Source organism: Streptomyces sp. NBC_01275, assembly GCF_026340655.1.
GTDB lineage: Bacteria > Actinomycetota > Actinomycetes > Streptomycetales > Streptomycetaceae > Streptomyces.
In genome coordinates this window covers 6,361,989-6,378,656 of sequence record NZ_JAPEOZ010000001.1, presented here as the reverse complement: position 1 = coordinate 6,378,656, position 16,668 = coordinate 6,361,989, and the positions used below count along the sequence as shown (strand labels likewise).

16 protein-coding genes are annotated in these 16,668 nt (G+C 71.6%); 9 read left to right on the top strand and 7 right to left on the bottom strand.

The window, feature by feature from the left end:
* The first annotated feature begins 208 nt into the window (after positions 1-208).
* The gene (locus tag OG562_RS28375) at positions 209-478 is read left to right on the top strand and encodes a hypothetical protein (protein WP_266402707.1); all 270 of its coding nucleotides are present in this window, start codon (positions 209-211) and stop codon (positions 476-478) included.
* Between the two features lie 82 nt (positions 479-560).
* Here the strand turns inward: OG562_RS28375 and OG562_RS28370 are convergent, their stop codons facing one another.
* Positions 561-1,307 (bottom strand): ferritin-like fold-containing protein, encoded by a 747-nt coding sequence (locus OG562_RS28370; protein ID WP_266402704.1) that lies wholly within the window; start codon positions 1,305-1,307, stop codon positions 561-563.
* Positions 1,308-1,838: 531 nt separating this feature from the next.
* Here OG562_RS28370 and OG562_RS28365 point away from each other — a divergent pair.
* On the top strand, positions 1,839-4,595 hold the full coding sequence (locus tag OG562_RS28365; RefSeq protein WP_266402701.1) for a DEAD/DEAH box helicase: 2,757 nt from the start codon (positions 1,839-1,841) through the stop codon (positions 4,593-4,595).
* 152 nt (positions 4,596-4,747) lie between these two features.
* A complete protein-coding gene (locus OG562_RS28360) occupies positions 4,748-5,644 on the top strand; it encodes an alpha/beta fold hydrolase (protein ID WP_266402698.1) in 897 nt (298 codons plus the stop codon).
* Between the two features lie 9 nt (positions 5,645-5,653).
* Here OG562_RS28360 and OG562_RS28355 read toward each other — a convergent pair whose 3' ends face one another.
* Positions 5,654-6,559 carry an NYN domain-containing protein gene (locus tag OG562_RS28355; protein ID WP_266409586.1) on the bottom strand — a complete coding sequence of 302 codons (906 nt, stop codon included), beginning with the start codon at positions 6,557-6,559 and terminating at the stop codon, positions 5,654-5,656.
* 228 nt (positions 6,560-6,787) lie between these two features.
* On the opposite strand from OG562_RS28355, the gene OG562_RS28350 reads away from it, so the two are divergent.
* Positions 6,788-6,940: a hypothetical protein gene (locus OG562_RS28350; protein ID WP_105968294.1), complete on the top strand. Its 153-nt coding sequence runs from the start codon at positions 6,788-6,790 to the stop codon at positions 6,938-6,940.
* A 117-nt stretch (positions 6,941-7,057) separates the two neighbouring features.
* Here OG562_RS28350 and OG562_RS28345 read toward each other — a convergent pair whose 3' ends face one another.
* From OG562_RS28345 to OG562_RS28335, 3 genes are all read right to left on the bottom strand, one after another.
* Positions 7,058-7,663: a MarC family protein gene (locus OG562_RS28345; RefSeq protein ID WP_266402694.1), complete on the bottom strand. Its 606-nt coding sequence runs from the start codon at positions 7,661-7,663 to the stop codon at positions 7,058-7,060.
* 53 nt (positions 7,664-7,716) lie between these two features.
* A complete protein-coding gene (locus OG562_RS28340; RefSeq protein ID WP_266402693.1) occupies positions 7,717-8,574 on the bottom strand; it encodes a PHP domain-containing protein in 858 nt (285 codons plus the stop codon).
* Between the two features lie 224 nt (positions 8,575-8,798).
* Positions 8,799-9,440 carry a DUF6758 family protein gene (locus tag OG562_RS28335; RefSeq protein ID WP_266402691.1) on the bottom strand — a complete coding sequence of 214 codons (642 nt, stop codon included), beginning with the start codon at positions 9,438-9,440 and terminating at the stop codon, positions 8,799-8,801.
* A gap of 158 nt (positions 9,441-9,598) precedes the next feature.
* On the opposite strand from OG562_RS28335, the gene OG562_RS28330 reads away from it, so the two are divergent.
* On the top strand, positions 9,599-10,834 hold the full coding sequence (locus tag OG562_RS28330; protein WP_266402689.1) for an MFS transporter: 1,236 nt from the start codon (positions 9,599-9,601) through the stop codon (positions 10,832-10,834).
* Positions 10,835-10,927: 93 nt separating this feature from the next.
* Here the strand turns inward: OG562_RS28330 and OG562_RS28325 are convergent, their stop codons facing one another.
* Positions 10,928-11,512 carry a suppressor of fused domain protein gene (locus OG562_RS28325; protein WP_266402687.1) on the bottom strand — a complete coding sequence of 195 codons (585 nt, stop codon included), beginning with the start codon at positions 11,510-11,512 and terminating at the stop codon, positions 10,928-10,930.
* Positions 11,513-11,980: 468 nt separating this feature from the next.
* On the opposite strand from OG562_RS28325, the gene OG562_RS28320 reads away from it, so the two are divergent.
* Both OG562_RS28320 and OG562_RS28315 read left to right on the top strand, forming a co-directional pair.
* Positions 11,981-13,111, top strand: a complete 1,131-nt coding sequence (locus tag OG562_RS28320; RefSeq protein ID WP_266402685.1) for a magnesium and cobalt transport protein CorA — start codon at positions 11,981-11,983, stop codon at positions 13,109-13,111.
* Between the two features lie 24 nt (positions 13,112-13,135).
* Positions 13,136-13,648 carry a hypothetical protein gene (locus OG562_RS28315; RefSeq protein WP_266402684.1) on the top strand — a complete coding sequence of 171 codons (513 nt, stop codon included), beginning with the start codon at positions 13,136-13,138 and terminating at the stop codon, positions 13,646-13,648.
* A gap of 46 nt (positions 13,649-13,694) precedes the next feature.
* Here the strand turns inward: OG562_RS28315 and OG562_RS28310 are convergent, their stop codons facing one another.
* Positions 13,695-14,447, bottom strand: a complete 753-nt coding sequence (locus OG562_RS28310; RefSeq protein WP_266402682.1) for a hypothetical protein — start codon at positions 14,445-14,447, stop codon at positions 13,695-13,697.
* Between the two features lie 235 nt (positions 14,448-14,682).
* Between OG562_RS28310 and OG562_RS28305 the strand changes: the two genes are divergently transcribed.
* Both OG562_RS28305 and OG562_RS28300 read left to right on the top strand, forming a co-directional pair.
* Positions 14,683-16,053, top strand: a complete 1,371-nt coding sequence (locus OG562_RS28305; RefSeq protein ID WP_266402680.1) for a CBS domain-containing protein — start codon at positions 14,683-14,685, stop codon at positions 16,051-16,053.
* Positions 16,043-16,645 carry a DUF1003 domain-containing protein gene (locus OG562_RS28300; RefSeq protein ID WP_266402673.1) on the top strand — a complete coding sequence of 201 codons (603 nt, stop codon included), beginning with the start codon at positions 16,043-16,045 and terminating at the stop codon, positions 16,643-16,645. The genes OG562_RS28305 and OG562_RS28300 overlap by 11 nt, the downstream gene beginning before the upstream one ends.
* Positions 16,646-16,668 lie beyond the last annotated feature (23 nt).

Sequence of the window (16,668 nt, the reverse complement as noted above, 5' to 3'; positions counted from 1 at the left end):
CGGCTGCCGGGCCCCCTCCGTTGTGCCTACTCCGCGGATCTCCCGCCTGCCCACTCCGCAGATCCCCGTCCGCCGTCTCCGCAGATCCCCGTCCGCCTCTCCACAGATGGAGCACAACTCCGCCACAGAGGAGGATTGCATTCCGCAGGTCACGGGTATGACGGGCTACGACCTTGGTGCACAGCCCCGCCGTCCGGAAGGGACCCCCATGATCTTGGAAGCGCTCGGCTCCGCTGTGCTCGGTGTCGTGCTCGCGTGGGCGGCGGTCAACCGCCTGTCCCACCGCCTGCCGGTCCGCACACTGGTGTTCGCCACGGGCGTCGCCGGAGCCCTGTTCGGTGACTTCGTCACCCACAGCGCGCTGGGCCCCGGCACCCTCCTGCTGAGCCTGCTCGGCGCGGCGGTCGTCTCCGCCGCCTCGCTCTCCCTGCTGCTGCGCCCTGCCGCCGGTTTCCGCCGCCGCTCAGCGCCGGCGTGACGGTTCCCGACGGCGCAGCCCTCCGGCCTGGCTCAGCCCTTCGGGCTCGCTGAGGCCTTCGGCCCGGCTCAGGCCTGACGAACTAGGCGGCCAGCCCCAGCGCCGCCATCCGCTTGGTGTGCGCCTCGGTGATCCGGGAGAACATCCGGCCGACCTCGGCGAGGTCGAAGCCGTCCGCGACCCCGCCCACGAGCATCGTCGACAGCGCGTCCCGGTCCGCGACCACGCGCTGGGACTGCGACAGCGCCTCGCCCATCAGCCGCCGCGCCCACAGCGCGAGCCGTCCGCCCACGCGCGGGTCCGCGTCGATCGCCGCGCGCACCCGGTCCACGGCGAACCCGGCGTGCCCTGTGTCGTCGAGCACGGCCAGCACCAGCGCGCGGCTGTCGGTGTCCAGGCGCACCGCGACCTCGCGGTAGAAGTCGCTGGCGATCGAGTCGCCGACGTACGCCTTGACGAGGCCCTCCAGCCAGTCCGACGGGGCCGTCTGCCGGTGGAAGCCGTCGAGCGCGGCGACGAACGGCTCCATCGCCTGCGTCGCGTCCTCGCCGATCTCCGCGAGCCGGTCGCGCAGCCGCTCGAAGTGGTGGAACTCGGCCGACGCCATCTTCGCCAGCTCGGCCTTGTCCTCCAGCGTCGGCGCCAGCTTGGCGTCCTCCGCGAGCCGCTCGAACGCCGCCAGCTCGCCGTACGCCAGCGCGCCGAGCAGATCCACGACCGCGGCCCGGTACTGCGGATCGGCGGACGCCTGCGCCCAGTCCTGGGCGGCGATACCGGTGGCGGCGGGGGACTCGGTGGACGCGTTGTCAGGCTTGTCAGAGGTCGTCATGAAGCGCACAATAGCCCGCTGGCCGCATGACGGAAGTCCCTGGTCAATCAGTGTGACCACGACGACCCGACCGACCACGTCCGGCGGTGCGAGAACCACTGTGACAACCACAACGTGACCGAATCGGCCATCGCATGTGCGTGATTCCGGGGTATGGTGGTAATGCGCCTGCCGAATATTCGACGGGCCGCACGTATGAGGATGCCCGGTCGGTGGCCCGATCGGCTCCGACCCGACAGCCCTCCTCGCCCGTACAGCACAGTGCGTAACGGCACAGTGCGTACGGCAACCCGGAGGGGACCCCCTCAGCGGTTCGAGCGCTCGAGCGTCGGCAGAGGTCCCGTGCCCTACGGCCAGCCCGTAAGGCGGCCGACGTCCCCGGCACGGTCTGACACGACCCCCGCGCTCGCCTCGCACCGCGCACACAGAAGAGGCAGCACCCTGACTACGTTCCGAGAGCTCGGGATCCTTCCCGAGACCGCCGAAGCCCTTGAAGCCGTCGGCATCATCACTCCCTTCCCCATCCAGGAGATGACGCTCCCCGTGGCCCTGACGGGCACGGACGTCATCGGCCAGGCCAAGACGGGCACCGGCAAGACGCTCGGCTTCGGCCTCCCGCTCCTCGAGCGCGTGACCGTCCCCGCCGACGTCGAGGCCGGCCGCGCGAAGCCCGAGTCCCTCACCGACGCCCCGCAGGCGCTCGTCGTCGTCCCCACGCGCGAGCTGTGCACCCAGGTCACCAACGACCTGCTGACCGCGGGCAAGGTGCGCAACGTGCGCGTCCTCGCCATCTACGGCGGCCGGGCCTACGAGCCCCAGGTCGAGGCCCTGAAGAAGGGCGTCGACGTCGTCGTCGGCACCCCGGGCCGACTGCTGGACCTCGCGGGCCAGAAGAAGCTCGACCTCAAGCACATCAGGTCGCTCGTCCTCGACGAGGCCGACGAGATGCTCGACCTGGGCTTCCTGCCCGACGTCGAGAAGATCATCAACATGCTTCCGGTGAAGCGCCAGACCATGCTGTTCTCGGCGACCATGCCGGGCGCGGTCATCGGTCTCGCGCGCCGCTACATGTCGCAGCCCACGCACATCAACGCCACGTCGCCGGACGACGCGGGCAGGACCGTCGCGAACACCAAGCAGCACGTGTACCGCGCGCACAACATGGACAAGCCCGAGATGGTCTCGCGCATCCTGCAGGCCGAGGGCCGCGGCCTGGTCATGGTGTTCTGCCGTACCAAGCGCACGGCGGCCGACCTGGCCGACCAGCTCCAGCAGCGCGGCTTCGCCTCCGGCGCGGTCCACGGCGACCTCGGCCAGGGCGCCCGCGAGCAGGCGCTGCGCGCCTTCCGCAACGGCAAGGTCGACGTCCTCGTCTGCACGGACGTGGCCGCGCGCGGCATCGACGTCGAGGGCGTCACGCACGTCATCAACTACCAGTCCCCCGAGGACGAGAAGACGTACCTGCACCGCATCGGCCGTACCGGCCGCGCGGGCGCCAAGGGCATCGCGATCACGCTGGTCGACTGGGACGACATCCCGCGCTGGCAGCTCATCAACAAGGCGCTGGAGCTCGACTTCAGCGACCCGCCGGAGACGTACTCCACCTCTCCGCACTTCTTCGAGGAGCTCGGCATCCCCGTGGGCACCAAGGGTGTCCTGCCGCGCGCCGAGCGCACGCGCGCCGGGCTCGCCGCGGAGGAGCTGGAAGACCTCGGCGAGCCGGGCGGCCGTCACGCACGCGGCGGTCGGAACGAGCGTGGCGGCCGTGGTGAGCGCGGTGGCCGAGACGAGCGCGGAGGCCGCGGCGAGCGCGGAGGCCGCGGCGAGTCCCGTGCCGCCGAGCGTCCGGTCGAGGGCGAGCGTCCGGCCCGGACGCCGCGCCGCCGCCGTCGTACGCGCAACGGCTCCCCCCTCGACGCCACGTCGACGCCCGTCGTCGGCACCACGGCGCCGGAGCAGGCCCCCGTGGCCGAGCAGACGCCGGTGACCGAGGAAGCCGCGGCGACGCGCACCCCGCGCCGCCGACGCCGTACGCGCGCCACGGCCTCCTCCGAGGCGGCCGTCGTGACGGCCGTCGCCTCCGCCGCCCCCGAGGCCGCGGAAGCGGCCGTGACGACGGCGGAGGGCCCCGCCCTCGAGGCGCCGGCCGTCGAGGCGCCGGCCGTCGAGGCCCTGGAAACCCCGGAGCCTGCGGCGCAGCCGCGCCGACGTCGTACGCGCAAGACCGCGGAGACCGCGCCGGCCACGGTGACGGAGCTGCCGGTTGCCGAGGTCCCCGCAGCCGAGGCTGTCGTCGACGCCGCGGAGGCCGTGGAGATCGTGGAGACCAAGCCGCGCCGCCGCACCCGTAAGGCGACGGCTCCGGCCGAAGCCGCGGTCGCGGCCGTCGAGACCGTGGAGGCCCCGGCGGTCGTCGAGGCCGAGGTCAAGCCGCGTCGCACCCGCAAGACGGCGGCAGCGGCTCCGGCGGAGACCGCGGCCGAGGTCGCGGTCGACACCGCCGAAGCCGTCGAGGCCAAGCCCCGCCGACGCACCACCCGCAAGACCGCCGCAGCCCCGGAGACCCCGGAGACGGCCACCGCCGACATCCCGGCCCAGGCCACGCAGGAACCGGAAGCCAAGCCCCGCCGCACCCGCAAGACCGCGGCAACGGCGACGGCCACGGCGACCGCTGCCGCCGCCGAGGCTGCCGTCGACACGGCCGAGGGCACGGTGGTGAAGCCGCGCCGGACCCGTAAGACGGCCGCCGCGACCGTCGAGGCCACCGAGGCTCCGGCAGTCGTCGAGGCCGAGGTCAAGCCCCGCCGCACCCGTAAGACGGCGGCAGCGGCGACGGCTCCGGCCGCCGAGGCGGCGGTCGACACGGCGGAGGCCGTGGCGGCCAAGCCGCGCCGTACGCGCAAGACGGCGGCCGCCGCTCCGGTGGAAGCCGTTGCGGAGGTCGCGGAGGTCAAGCCGCGTCGCACCCGCAAGACGGCGGCAGCGGCTCCGGCGGAGACCGCGGCCGAGGTCGCGGTCGACACCGCCGAAGCCGTCGAGGCCAAGCCCCGCCGACGCACCACCCGCAAGACCGCCGCAGCCCCGGAGACCCCGGAGACGGCCACCGCCGACATCCCGGCCCAGGCCACGCAGGAACCGGAAGCCAAGCCCCGCCGCACCCGCAAGACCGCGGCAACGGCGACGGCCACGGCGACCGCTGCCGCCGCGGACACGGCCGAGGCGGAAGCCAAGCCGAGGGTGCGGCGGACGCGCAAGGCGACCGCTGCCGCGGAGCCCGCGGACGGCTGATCGACCAGCCAGAGCGGCCAGAACAGGCCGGAACAGGCCGGAGCAGCACAGCCCGACGGCCCGGTCCTCCCCCGCGGAGGAGCCGGGCCGTCGGCGTTCGCCCGCCTCAGGGTGCCCGTGCCTCGCCTCACCCCTCCCGGTAGCCTCGGCTCGTGACCAGGCCGACCAGCTCCCCCTTCCCGCCGCCCCCCGGCGCCCGTTCGTACGCTCTGCGGACCGTGCGCGGCGAGTTCGCCGTCGTCGACGCGCCCGTGCCCGCCGGCGTCGAGCCGCGGGGCGTCGCGCTGCTGCTGCCGGGGTTCACCGGCAGCAAGGAGGACTTCCACCTGCTGCACGAGCCGCTCGCGGCCCGCGGCTACCGGACCGTCGCCGTGGACGGGCGCGGACAGAACGAGTCGGACGGCCCGGAGAGCGACGAATCCCCTTACGCCCAGGAGGAGTTGGCGCGGGACGTGCTCGCGCAGACGGAGACGCTCACCGCCTCCCTGGGGCCCGACACGCCTCTGCATCTCGTCGGGCACTCCCTGGGCGGTCAGATCGCCCGGGCCGCCGTCCTCCTCGACCACTCCCCGTTCGCGTCGTTCACCCTCATCGCCTCGGGCCCCGCCGAGATCTCGGACTCCCAGAAGCAGCGCGTGAAGCTGCTGCAGGACGCGCTCGCCGCGCTGACGATGCCCGAGGTGTGGCAGGCCATCCTGGCGATGGGTCCGCCGGAGGAGGTCGGCGGCCCCGCCCGGGGCTTCGGCGGCGTGGAGCAGCTGCGGCTGCGCTGGCTGAACCACAAGCCCGCCCAACTCCTCACAACAGGACGCCAGTTGTGCGCCGAGCCCAACCGGGTCGCCGAACTCGCCGCCGTACCGCTGCCGTTCCATGTGCTGTCGGGAGCACGCGACGACACCTGGCCGGTGACCGTGCTGGACGACATGGCCGTGCAGCTGCGCGCGCACCGGACGGTCGTCCCGGGCGCCGAGCACTCACCGAACCTGGACCAGCCCCTGCCGACGGCCCACGCCCTCGCCGACTACTGGGACCGCCGCTCCCAGAGCTAGTACCGCGAGTCAGTACTGCGTCTGCACGTGCTCCCAGAACCCGTCCCGCAGCGCCCGTCTCAGGTCCGCCTGGCCGCGCAGGGAGTACTGCAGGATGCCCTCGGCCTCCACGAGAAGGTCCTGGTCGACGGAGCCGGGCAGGTAGGGATGGCCGGGCAGCAGTTCCGCCAGGGCCTCCCTGCCCCGCGCCGCCAGCCATTTCGCGGCGATCTGCGCGCCTACGAAGCGGACGTCCTCGCGGGTGGGCCGGTTCGCGCCGGTCGCCTCGAAGGCCTGGGCGGTACGCCGTGACACGTACGGCTTGAAGAAGTCGAGGTCGAGGGTGCGCTGGCTGTCGACCTCCCAGAGCAGCGGCTCGGCCTGGTTGCGGCCCTCGGGGGCCTCGATGCCCCAGAGGTGCACCCGGGCGCCGTAGCCCTGGGCGGCCTCCACCGCCGAGACCAGGTCCTCGTCGCCGCCCAGCAGCGCCGCGTCGCTGATGGCGCGGTGCCGGGCCAGGGACTCCAGATCGGAGCGGATGAGCGAATCGACGCCCTTCTGCTGGTTGTTGGCGTTGAGGTTGCCCAACCGCACCTTCACGTCCGGGAGTTCGGCGATGGACTGCTGCTCGGCGGTGTGGATGCGGCGGCGGGCGCCGTCGTACCAGTAGACGCGCAGCAGGCGGCTGTCCGCGAAGATCGAGCGGGCTCGGTCGATGAGCGCCTCGATCAGGCCCTCGGCGTCGAGGTCGAACGCCCTGCGGTCCTCCGTCCCGGAGACCAGCCGGCCCGCGGCCGCGTACAGGTACCCCGCGTCGACGAAGATCGCGTGGGTCGAGGGCGTCTTGGCCACCTCGGCGAGCATGCGGGTCAGCAGCTCGTTCGTGCGGTCGATGCGGGCGGCGAGCGCCGCTGAGTCGTCGTTCATCGCCTCCATTGTCCCGGCGGTCACGCTGCGAACACAACCGGTCCCGTTCAGTCTCCGGCAGTCTGCCCAAACCCGCTTACCCGTCAGTAATTAGCCGTTCGAAAAATTTCTTTAGCGTAGGGAATGTTCGTAACAAGAGTCGCGTTGACTACTAGTGGAACCAGGGGCACCGATGCGACCTGGGCCAGCCACTCAGTAGTTCTCCTCAGGAGGATGACCAGACGAAGGGAGAAGCCAATGCGCTTCGAAATCATGCGACTCGACGATGTCGACGGCACGCCCGTGGACAGCACCGTCGTAGACGCCGCCTCCGTCAACCGGATCGTTCAGCAGGCCGCCGCCATCGGGCAGCGTCTGTGGATCCGCCCGGCCGACTCCTCGGCCTCGTAACGCGGTCCTCGCTCGATCCCCTTACAGATTTCAGAGCCCCCTACGGCGATGCCGTAGGGGGCTCTGCGTATGCCGGGGCAGAGGCTCCGCGCATGCCGGAGCCGGGTGCGGGCCGGCTCAGCTCGCGCGGATCACCTGTGTGACGCCGTTGATGATCTGCTGTACGGCGATCGCGGAGAGCATCATGCCGGCGAGCCTCGTCACCAGCACCACACCGCCGTCCTTGATGACCCGGATGATCAGCAGCGAGTAGCGCATGACCAGCCACAGCACGACGTGGATGGCGAGGATCGCCGCCCACACCGACGCCTGCGAGGCGAAGCTGTCGGCCTTCTGCACGGCGAGGATGACGGACACGATCGCGCCCGGTCCGGCCAGCAGCGGCATGCCCAGCGGGACGAGGGCGACGTTCACGTCCTTGGTCTGCTTCGGCTCGTCGGTCTTGCCGGTGAGCAGGTCGAGCGCGATCAGCAGGAGCAGCAGCCCGCCCGCGATCATCAGCGCGGGCACGGAGACGTGCAGGTAGTTCAGGATCTGGTGCCCCAGGAGCCCGAAGACGGCGATCACACCGCCCGCCACGCACACGGCCTGGAAGGCCATCCGCTTCTGCACCTTGGCGGGGCGTCCGGCGGTCAGCGCGAGGAAGATCGGGGTGATCCCGGGGGGATCCATGATGACGAAAAGGGTCAGGAAGAGGGAGCCGAAGACGGCGACGTCGAACATGGGTGAGGAAGCCTTGCCGAAGGTGAGCGGACGTGCGGGCGAGGGGCGGAGCCTCAGGCTCCGCCGGTCCCCGGCACCGGGAACGCCCCGGTCGCCCGCCGCGTGATCTCGCCGTACACCTCGGGGTCGGTCGTGTACTCGCCGAGCAGGACGGTCTTCCGGCTGCCGTGGTAGTCGCTGGACCCGGTCGTCAGCAGCCCGAGGTCGGTCGCCAGTCCCCGCAGCCGTACGCGCGTCTCGGCGTCGTGGTCCATGTGGTCGACCTCGATGCCGTCCAGGCCGGCCGCGGCCAGCTCGGCGATCGCCGACTCCGGCACCGTGCGCCCCCGCTTGCTGGCGCCCGGGTGGGCGAAGACGGTGACCCCGCCCGCGCCCTTGACCAGGCGGATCGCCTCGAAGGGGTCGGTCTCGTGCTTCTCGACATAGGCCCGGCCGCCGTCGGCCAGCCAGTCCTCGGTGAACGCGTCGCTCACGGTCGGCACGACGCCCAGCTCGACGAGGGCGGTGGCGACGTGCGGACGCCCGACGGACCCCTCCCCCGCGATCCGCGCGACCTGCTCCCAGGTGACGGGGACGCCCAGCTCGTTGAGCTTGGCGACCATGCCCCGCGCCCGCGGCACCCGGTCGTCGCGCACCAGCTCGCGCTCGGCGAACAGGGCGGGCTCCTCGGGGTCGAAGAGGTAGGCCAGCATGTGCATGCTGACGCCGTCGATACGGCAGGACAGCTCGGCGCCGGTGACCAGCGTGAGCCCCCGCGGCAGCGCGGCGACGGCCTCGGCGTATCCGCGGGTGGTGTCGTGGTCGGTCAGCGCGACGACGTCCAGACCGGCGGCGGCCGCGTTGCGGACCAGCTCGGCCGGGGTGTCCGTGCCGTCGGAGGCCGTGGAGTGGCAGTGCAGATCGATGCGCACGACGTGGACTCCAGGCGAGGACGGAACGGAAGCGGACGCTCAAGGATAACCGGATTTTTCAGCTCCCTTGTCACACCCGAAACCATCGAGCGCCCCCTACAGTCCGGCGAGCCGATCCCTCTATAGTCCAGCGGGCCGAGCCCCCTACAGTCCGGCGGGCCGATCCCTCTACAGCCCAGCGGGCCGAGCCCCCTGCCGCCCAGCGGACCGAGACTCCGGGCGCCCTACGGCTCGAGCAAGCGCGGCGACAACGCCCCGCACGGCAGCAGGTCGACCTCCGCGCCCGCGTCCCGCAGGTCGGTCAGCACCAGTTCGTCGTACATCAGCAGGCCGGACTGCTCGGGCCAGACCACCGCCCACAGCCACAGCCCGCGCGCCTCGCCCGCGAAGACGGCACGGTCGTCCGGGGTGGCGGAGACATGCCAGAGCGGGGTGGGACGGCCGGCGGCCAGGACCTTGGTCTCGGCGGGTTTCTCGACGCTCATGTACGGGCCCGGATCCGGGCCGTCGACGCCGGCGTAGCGCGCGCCGAGGCCGACGCCGAGCTCCTCGGCGACCAGGATCAGCTCGCCCATGCCGCCGAGCGGGCCGGGTCCGGAGCAGGCCACGGCGGTGGCGCGGCCGCCGCTGCGGTCGTCGCCGGCATAGGTCACGCCCGTGAACAGCCAGCCGACCGGCAGCGGCCACGGCATCCACACCGGCACCTGCGTGCGATGCACGACGACGCTGAGGGCCTCGACGCTGGGCGGGATCACGGGCTGCAGCGGATGCACCGTCCCGTGCACATCGCACTGCCAGGAATCGGCGAAGAGTCCGGGAGCCCTGACCCGGCCACCACACTTCGGGCAACTGGGTTCGCCCCTCATAGAGCCCCACGGTCCTACCCGAGCCCGCCCACGTCAAGGACGATCACCCGTCCGGACGGAACCGGTTCACCAGCGGAAACTAGATGCAGCTTGCATTAATTAGGTGACCTAACTTACTATGTGCATATACCAACCATCTTTCGGGACGGGAGAAAGCGATGGGCGCAGAGAACGACCCCTTCGACGCGGGAACCGGTGGCCTGCTGCGACAGCCCAAGGCGGTCTGGGCGACCGCGGGCGCCTCGGTCGTCGCCTTCATGGGCATCGGTCTCGTCGACCCGATCCTGCCCTCCATCGCCCAGGGCCTGGACGCCACCGCCGGCCAGGTCTCCCTGCTCTTCACCTCGTACTTCCTGATCACCGCGTTCGCGATGCTGGTGACCGGCTTCGTCTCCAGCCGCATCGGCGGCAAGAAGACCCTGCTGCTGGGCCTCGCCCTCGTCGTGGTCTTCGCCGGCCTCGCGGGCACCTCGGACTCGGTCGGCGAACTCGTCGGCTTCCGGGCCGGCTGGGGCCTGGGCAACGCGCTCTTCGTCTCCACCGCCCTCGCGGTGATCGTCGGCGCGGCGGCCGGCGGCAGCGCGGCCGCCATCCTGCTGTACGAGTCCGCCCTGGGCCTGGGCATGGCGTGCGGGCCGCTGCTGGGCGCGCTGCTCGGCGACGCCAGCTGGCGCTACCCCTTCTTCGGCACCGCGTTCCTGATGGCGATCGGCTTCCTGTGCATCACGGCGTTCCTGAAGGAGCAGCCGAAGCCGGCCCGCAAGACCTCGCTCCTCGACCCGCTCAGGGCGCTCGGCCACGGCGGACTGGCCTCCGCGGCCGCCTCGGCGTTCTTCTACAACTACACGTTCTTCACCGTGCTGGCCTTCACCCCGTTCGTGCTGAACATGACCCCCTACAAGTCGGGGGCGGTGTTCTTCGCCTGGGGCCTGCTGCTCGCCGTGTTCTCGGTCGTCGTCGCGCCGCGCCTGCAGCGACGGTTCGGCTCGCTGAAGGTGCTCGGCGGCTCACTGGTGCTGCTCGCGGCCGACGTGCTGGTCCTGGGCTACGGCGACCACACGACGGCCGTCGTCTGCACGATCCTGTCCGGCGCGTTCATCGGCGTGAACAACACCGTCTACACCGAGTTGGCGCTCGGCGTCTCGGACGCGCCGCGGCCGGTGGCGAGCGCGGGCTACAACTTCGTACGGTGGTTCGCGGCGGCGGCCGCGCCCTACTTCGCGCCGAAGATCGAGGAGTGGACCGACATCCACGTCCCGTTCGTCGTCGCGGCGGTCACCGCGCTGCTCGGCGCGGTCGTGGTCGTCGTACGGCGCAAGTCGCTCACGCACGAAGCGGAGGAGCTGGAGCCGATCCACGCGACCGAGGACGGGGTGGCGGTCTTCGCCAACTGAGCCCGCGGGCCCGACGAGCCCAACGAGCCCGACGAGCCCCCACAGTCAACTGACGGTTTTCGGCCACGGGTTGGTGAGCTTCCTCACGAAGCGTCAGTCGAGCGGGACGGATGTCCGGGACGGATCCCGGAGGTCCGTCCCGTTCGTCAGCCAGCGTTCCTGGAGGGCCTGGGCGCCGTGCACACGCTTCCAGGCGGCCTCGTTCGGGGTCATCGGCAGCAGGGGCAGGAAGCGGACCGGGTCGAGGGGCTCGTCCAGCTCCAGGTCCTCGACCAGACCGCCGGGCTCGGCGACCAGGACCGAGGTGAACAGCGCTCCGGGCCACAGCGGCTCGCCCACGTCGAGGGAGGCTCCGGGGGCCACGACCACCCCCTCGACCTGCGGGGACGCGGCGAGCACGGCGAGCGGGCGAAGCACCTTGTCGGTGTCGGCGAGGCCGGCGCGGACGGACAGGACCAGCTCGGCGCGCGGGCCCTTGACCGGGTCGGCGAGGATCGCGGTGGGGTCCGCCATCGGCTGGGCGGACATGCCGAGCGTGGCGTAGCGGACGATGTCGCCCCCGTGGAAACGCAGCACCTCGACGCGGTCCGTGCCCAGGAAGGTGACCGCGGCACGGGCGTCCGGCTCGCCCAGCGCGGTGCGCAACCGTGCCTCGACCAGAGGAAGAACATCAGCCATGACGCGAGCATAGAACTCGTCAGTACCGGGCAAAGCAGCGCCTTGACACTTCAGTCGGCTGATACTCTTGCCCGGTGGTTCGGGGCAGCACGCAGAAGCGTCGCGATCTTGCCTCGACGCCGACGAGACTCCCTTACGAGGGACCGGCTGGAGGAGGTGGGGCTGTCATGGATCGAAGTCACCCGTGCAGTACCACTCGCTCTTCCGGCCGCTGATGCAGCTGCTCTGATTCCGGCTGACCGCCGCCTTTCACCCTCGCGTCCGCACGCGGAAGAGCACTTCGTTTCGTTTTCCCTGAACTTGCAGTAGCTGAACCAGTAGCTGAGTCAGCAACGAAACTCGCCACCGCGACGGAGCGGTGCTCCCCGCTTTGTGGACGTGCCAAACATCCGCAGTCAGGACGTCCTCATTCCGGGTAGTTCCACCCGTCGCCACGGCCTTTCGTCGCCCGATGCGAAGGAGCCTGCCATGTCGATGATCCGCGACCTGCGCGCCGCCGTGGTCCGCCCGTCCCGCCCCTCGCTGCGCAAGAGCGTGCGCCTGGACAGCGGCGCCTACGACACCACCCGCGACCCCGGCACCCCCTCGGCCGTCGTCGACTGCGCCGTCTACCGCGACGGCGCCCGCGTCGTGTTCCCGACGCCCCCCACCCCGCAGGAGGCCATGCGGCAGGTGCGGCGCGACGGAGGCTTCGTGTGGATCGGTCTGCACGAGCCGACGGAGGGTGAGTTCGCCGGCATCGCCGGGGAGTTCGGGCTGCACCCGCTGGCCGTGGAGGACGCGGTACAGGCGCACCAGCGCCCCAAGCTGGAGCGCTACGACGACTCCCTCTTCACCGTCTTCAAGACCATCCACTACGTCGAGCACGACCGGCTGACCGCCAACAGCGAGGTCGTCGAGACCGGTGAGGTCATGTGCTTCACCGGCAAGGACTTCTTCATCACCGTCCGGCACGGCGGCCAGGGATCCCTGCGCGCGCTGCGCCACCGCCTCCAGGACGACCCCGAGCTGCTCGCCAAGGGCCCCTCGGCGGTGCTGCACGCGATCGCCGACCATGTCGTCGACGGCTATGTCGCGGTCGCCGACGCCGTACAGGACGACATCGACGAGGTCGAGACCGAGGTGTTCTCGCCGGGCCGCAAGGGCACCCCGCGCGGCACCGACGCCGGCCGGATCTACCAACTCAAGCGTGAGGTGCTGGAGTTCAAGCGGGCGGTCTCCCCGCTGCTGCGCCCGATGCAGCTGCTGAGCGAGCGGCCGATGCGGCTGGTCGACCCCGACATCCAGAAGTACTTCCGGGACGTCGCCGACCACCTGGCCCGGGTCCAGGAGCAGGTCGTCGGCTTCGACGAGCTGCTCAACTCGATCCTCCAGGCCAACCTCGCGCAGGCGTCCGTCGCACAGAACGAGGACATGCGGAAGATCACGTCCTGGGCGGCCATCATCGCCGTGCCGACGATGGTCTGCGGGGTCTACGGCATGAACTTCGACTACATGCCGGAGCTGCACTGGAAGTTCGGCTACCCCGTGGTCATGACCGCCATGGTGGGCCTGTGCCTGGGCATCCACCGCACCCTGAAGCGCAACGGCTGGCTGTAGGCGCCGCCTGGATAGGCTGGCGTCATGACAAGCGAGCTGCTCGACCAGGCCCTCGTCGAGGAGGCCACCAAGAAGTCCGGCCTCATCTGGGTCCGGGGCGCGGGCGAACCGACCGCACGGGCGCTGTGGCACGTGTGGCACGAGGGCGCGGCCTGTCTGGTCGGCGACGGGCCCGGCGAACAGCCGCTGCCGGGGCTGACCGACGGGGCCTCGGCCGAGGTCACCGTACGCAGCAAGGACAAGGGGGGCCGGCTGGTCTCCTGGACGGCGACGGTCGTACAGCTCGGGCCCGGCAGCGGGGCCTGGGAGGCCGCCGTCGCGGAGCTGAAGGGCAAGCGGCTCAACGCGCCCGACGGCGAGGCGATGACGGAGCGCTGGGCGCGGGAGTGCCGGGTGGTGCGGCTGGAGCCCACGGGGGCCCTGCTGCCGCTGCCCGACGGCGACCTGGCCGCGCGGCCGGCGCCGTCCCCGGCCACCACCCGTGAGCCGGCCCCGGCGGGCCTGCCGAAGCTGCTGTTCAGAAAGAAGCGGAAGTAGCGGAAGCAGCGGAAGCAGCGGAAGAAAAGGGGAGCGGGAGGAGCGGTCAGGACGTCGGCAGCTGCTGGCCGTAGTCCACCGTCTCGCCCTTGGCCGGCTCCTTCAGGGCGAACTCCTTGCCCCAGGAGGAGAAGGTCAGCGTGCCCGCGCCGCCCGCGCGCTCCAGGCGCAGCGGATACGGCTCGCCCTCCAGGGAGACGTCCAGCGTGCCGCCGGAGCCGCCGTCGCCGGTGATCCGGATGGTGCGCACCCCGGCCTGCTCGTGATGGCCGTCCGTCTGCACGGAACCCTGCAGCGACAGCAGACCGTCGAGAAGGAGGTCCTTGTCCGTGAAGCCGCTGAACTTCTTGTACGAGGGGTCCCCCGTCGGCACCTTCACATACTTGCCGTCGAGCTTGTCCGCGGCCGCCGTGTCCGTGCCGGAGTCGTCGGACTTGCCGTCCTCGTGGGTCCAGAACGCCGCGTCGGCCTTCAGGTACAGCTGCTCGCCGACCCGCAGCAGATGGAAGGTGGCCCCCTCCGCGGTGACCGACCCGGCGCCGCCGTCTGCCTTCAGCCGCAGGTCGACCTTGTACGTCTTGCCGCTGGTGACCACGCTCCCCGCCAGCCGCACCGCGTCGACGGAGGCGGCCGCCTTCTTCGTCTTCGACTGGATCTGCTCGGCCGTCAGCTTGCCCACCCCGTTCGTGCCCGCGTCCGGATCCTCGCTGCACCCGGTCGTCCCCAGTCCGAGGACCAGTGCGCACATCGCGCCCATCAGCGCGGTCCGGCGAGTACGGCCCTGGGCGATCGCAGTCACAGAGAAGGCTGCCTTTCTGCGGGGGTGTGCTGAGCGGCGTACGGCAGCGTACCGGGGTCGCGGACCCCGGTCGGAGCCGGACCGTCCGGACCGCTCACCAGGGCGTATCCGATCGGGACGGGCTAGCCTGAAGCCCGCAGGAGAGGGCATTTCGGAAATGGTCCCCACCATCGCCCCCACCCTCGCCCCCACCCTCGCTTTCACTGACGCAGCAGTACGCAAAGGAAGCACAGCCATGGCAGCCGGCGCCCCCCGGATCTTCGTCTCGCACCTCGCCGGCGTCCCGGTCTTCGACCCGGTCGGCGACCAGGTGGGGCGTGTGCGCGACCTGGTCGTCATGCTGCGCGTCGGGCGGCGGCCGCCACGGGTGCTCGGACTGGTCGTCGAACTGTCCACCCGGCGCCGCATCTTCCTGCCCATGACCCGGGTCACCGGCATCGAGTCCGGCCAGGTCATCACCACCGGCGTGGTCAACGTCCGGCGCTTCGAGCAGCGGCCCACCGAGCGGCTCGTCTTCGGCGAGCTGCTGGACCGGCGCGTCACCCTCGTCGAGAGCGAGGAGCCAGGTGAGACGGTCACCGTCCTCGACGTGTCGCTACGACAGCTGCCGGCCCGCCGGGACTGGGAGATCGACCGGGTCTTCGTCCGCAAGGGCCGCAAGGGCGGCGCCTTCCGGCGGGCCAAGGGCGAGACGCTGACGGTGGGGTGGTCGGCGGTCACCGGCTTCTCCCTGGAGGAGCACGGACAGGGCGCGGAGAGCCTCCTGGCCACCTTCGAGCAGCTGCGCCCCGCCGACCTCGCCAACGTGCTGCACCATCTGTCGTCGAAGCGGCGCGCCGAGGTCGCCGCCGCCCTCGACGACGACCGGCTCGCCGACGTCCTCGAGGAGCTCCCGGAGGACGACCAGATCGAGATCCTCGGCAAGCTGAAGGAGGAGCGCGCGGCGGACGTCCTGGAGGCCATGGACCCCGACGACGCGGCCGACCTGCTCTCCGAGCTCCCCAAGGACGACCAGGAGCGGCTGCTGAGCCTGATGGAGCCCTCCGACGCGGCCGACATGCGGCGGCTGCTGGCGTACGAGGAGCACACGGCGGGCGGGCTCATGACCACCGAGCCGATCGTGTTGCGGCCCGACGCGACCGTCGCCGACGCCCTCGCGCGCGTGCGCAACCCCGACCTCTCCCCCGCCCTCGCCGCCCAGGTCTACGTCTGCCGCCCGCCCGACGAGACGCCCACCGGCAAGTACCTCGGCACGGTCCACTTCCAGCGCCTGCTGCGCGACCCGCCGTACACGCTGGTCAGCTCGATCGTCGACGACACCCTCCAGACCCTGGCGCCGGACGCGGCGCTGCCGGTCGTCGCCGGGTTCTTCGCGACGTACGACATGGTCGCGGCGCCCGTCGTGGACGACGCGGGGTCGCTGCTGGGCGTGGTGACCGTGGACGACGTACTGGACCACATGCTGCCGGAGGACTGGCGGGAGACGGAGTTCCACCTGGAGGAGGACACCGCGCAGGACACGGCACAGGGCACGGTGGGGAACGGGGCCGCGAGCGCGGCCGGGACCGCTGCCGAGGCCGAGGGGGCTGGTCCCCATGGCTCCTGAGCGGGAGAGCGGCGGCGGGCGCGGCGAGCGCACCCCGGCCGGGGCCACGGCCGCCACGCGGTCCCGCCCGCGGCTGGACCAGCCGCGGGCGCCCCGGCGCCGGCTGCTGCCCGAGTGGGACCCGGAGGCCTTCGGACGGCTGTCGGAGCGGATCGCGCGGTTCCTGGGCACGGGACGGTTCATCGTCTGGATGACGATCGTCATCATCGTCTGGGTGCTGTGGAACATCTTCGCGCCGCGCGACCTGCGCTTCGACAACTACCCCTTCATCTTCCTGACGCTGATGCTGTCCCTCCAGGCCTCCTACGCGGCCCCGCTGATCCTGCTCGCGCAGAACCGGCAGGACGACCGCGACCGGGTCAACCTGGAACAGGACCGCAAGCAGAACGAGCGGTCGATCGCCGACACCGAGTACCTGACCCGGGAGATCGCCGCCCTGCGCATCGGTCTGGGCGAGGTCGCCACCCGCGACTGGATCCGCTCCGAGCTGCAGGACATGGTCAAGGAGCTGGAGGAGCGGGGCAACGGACGGGTCGTATTCCCGGCGGAACGGTCAGAACGGTCGAGGGGACGTGACGTAGAAGACCGGTGACGGGCTTACCGGGGCCCCCGCGC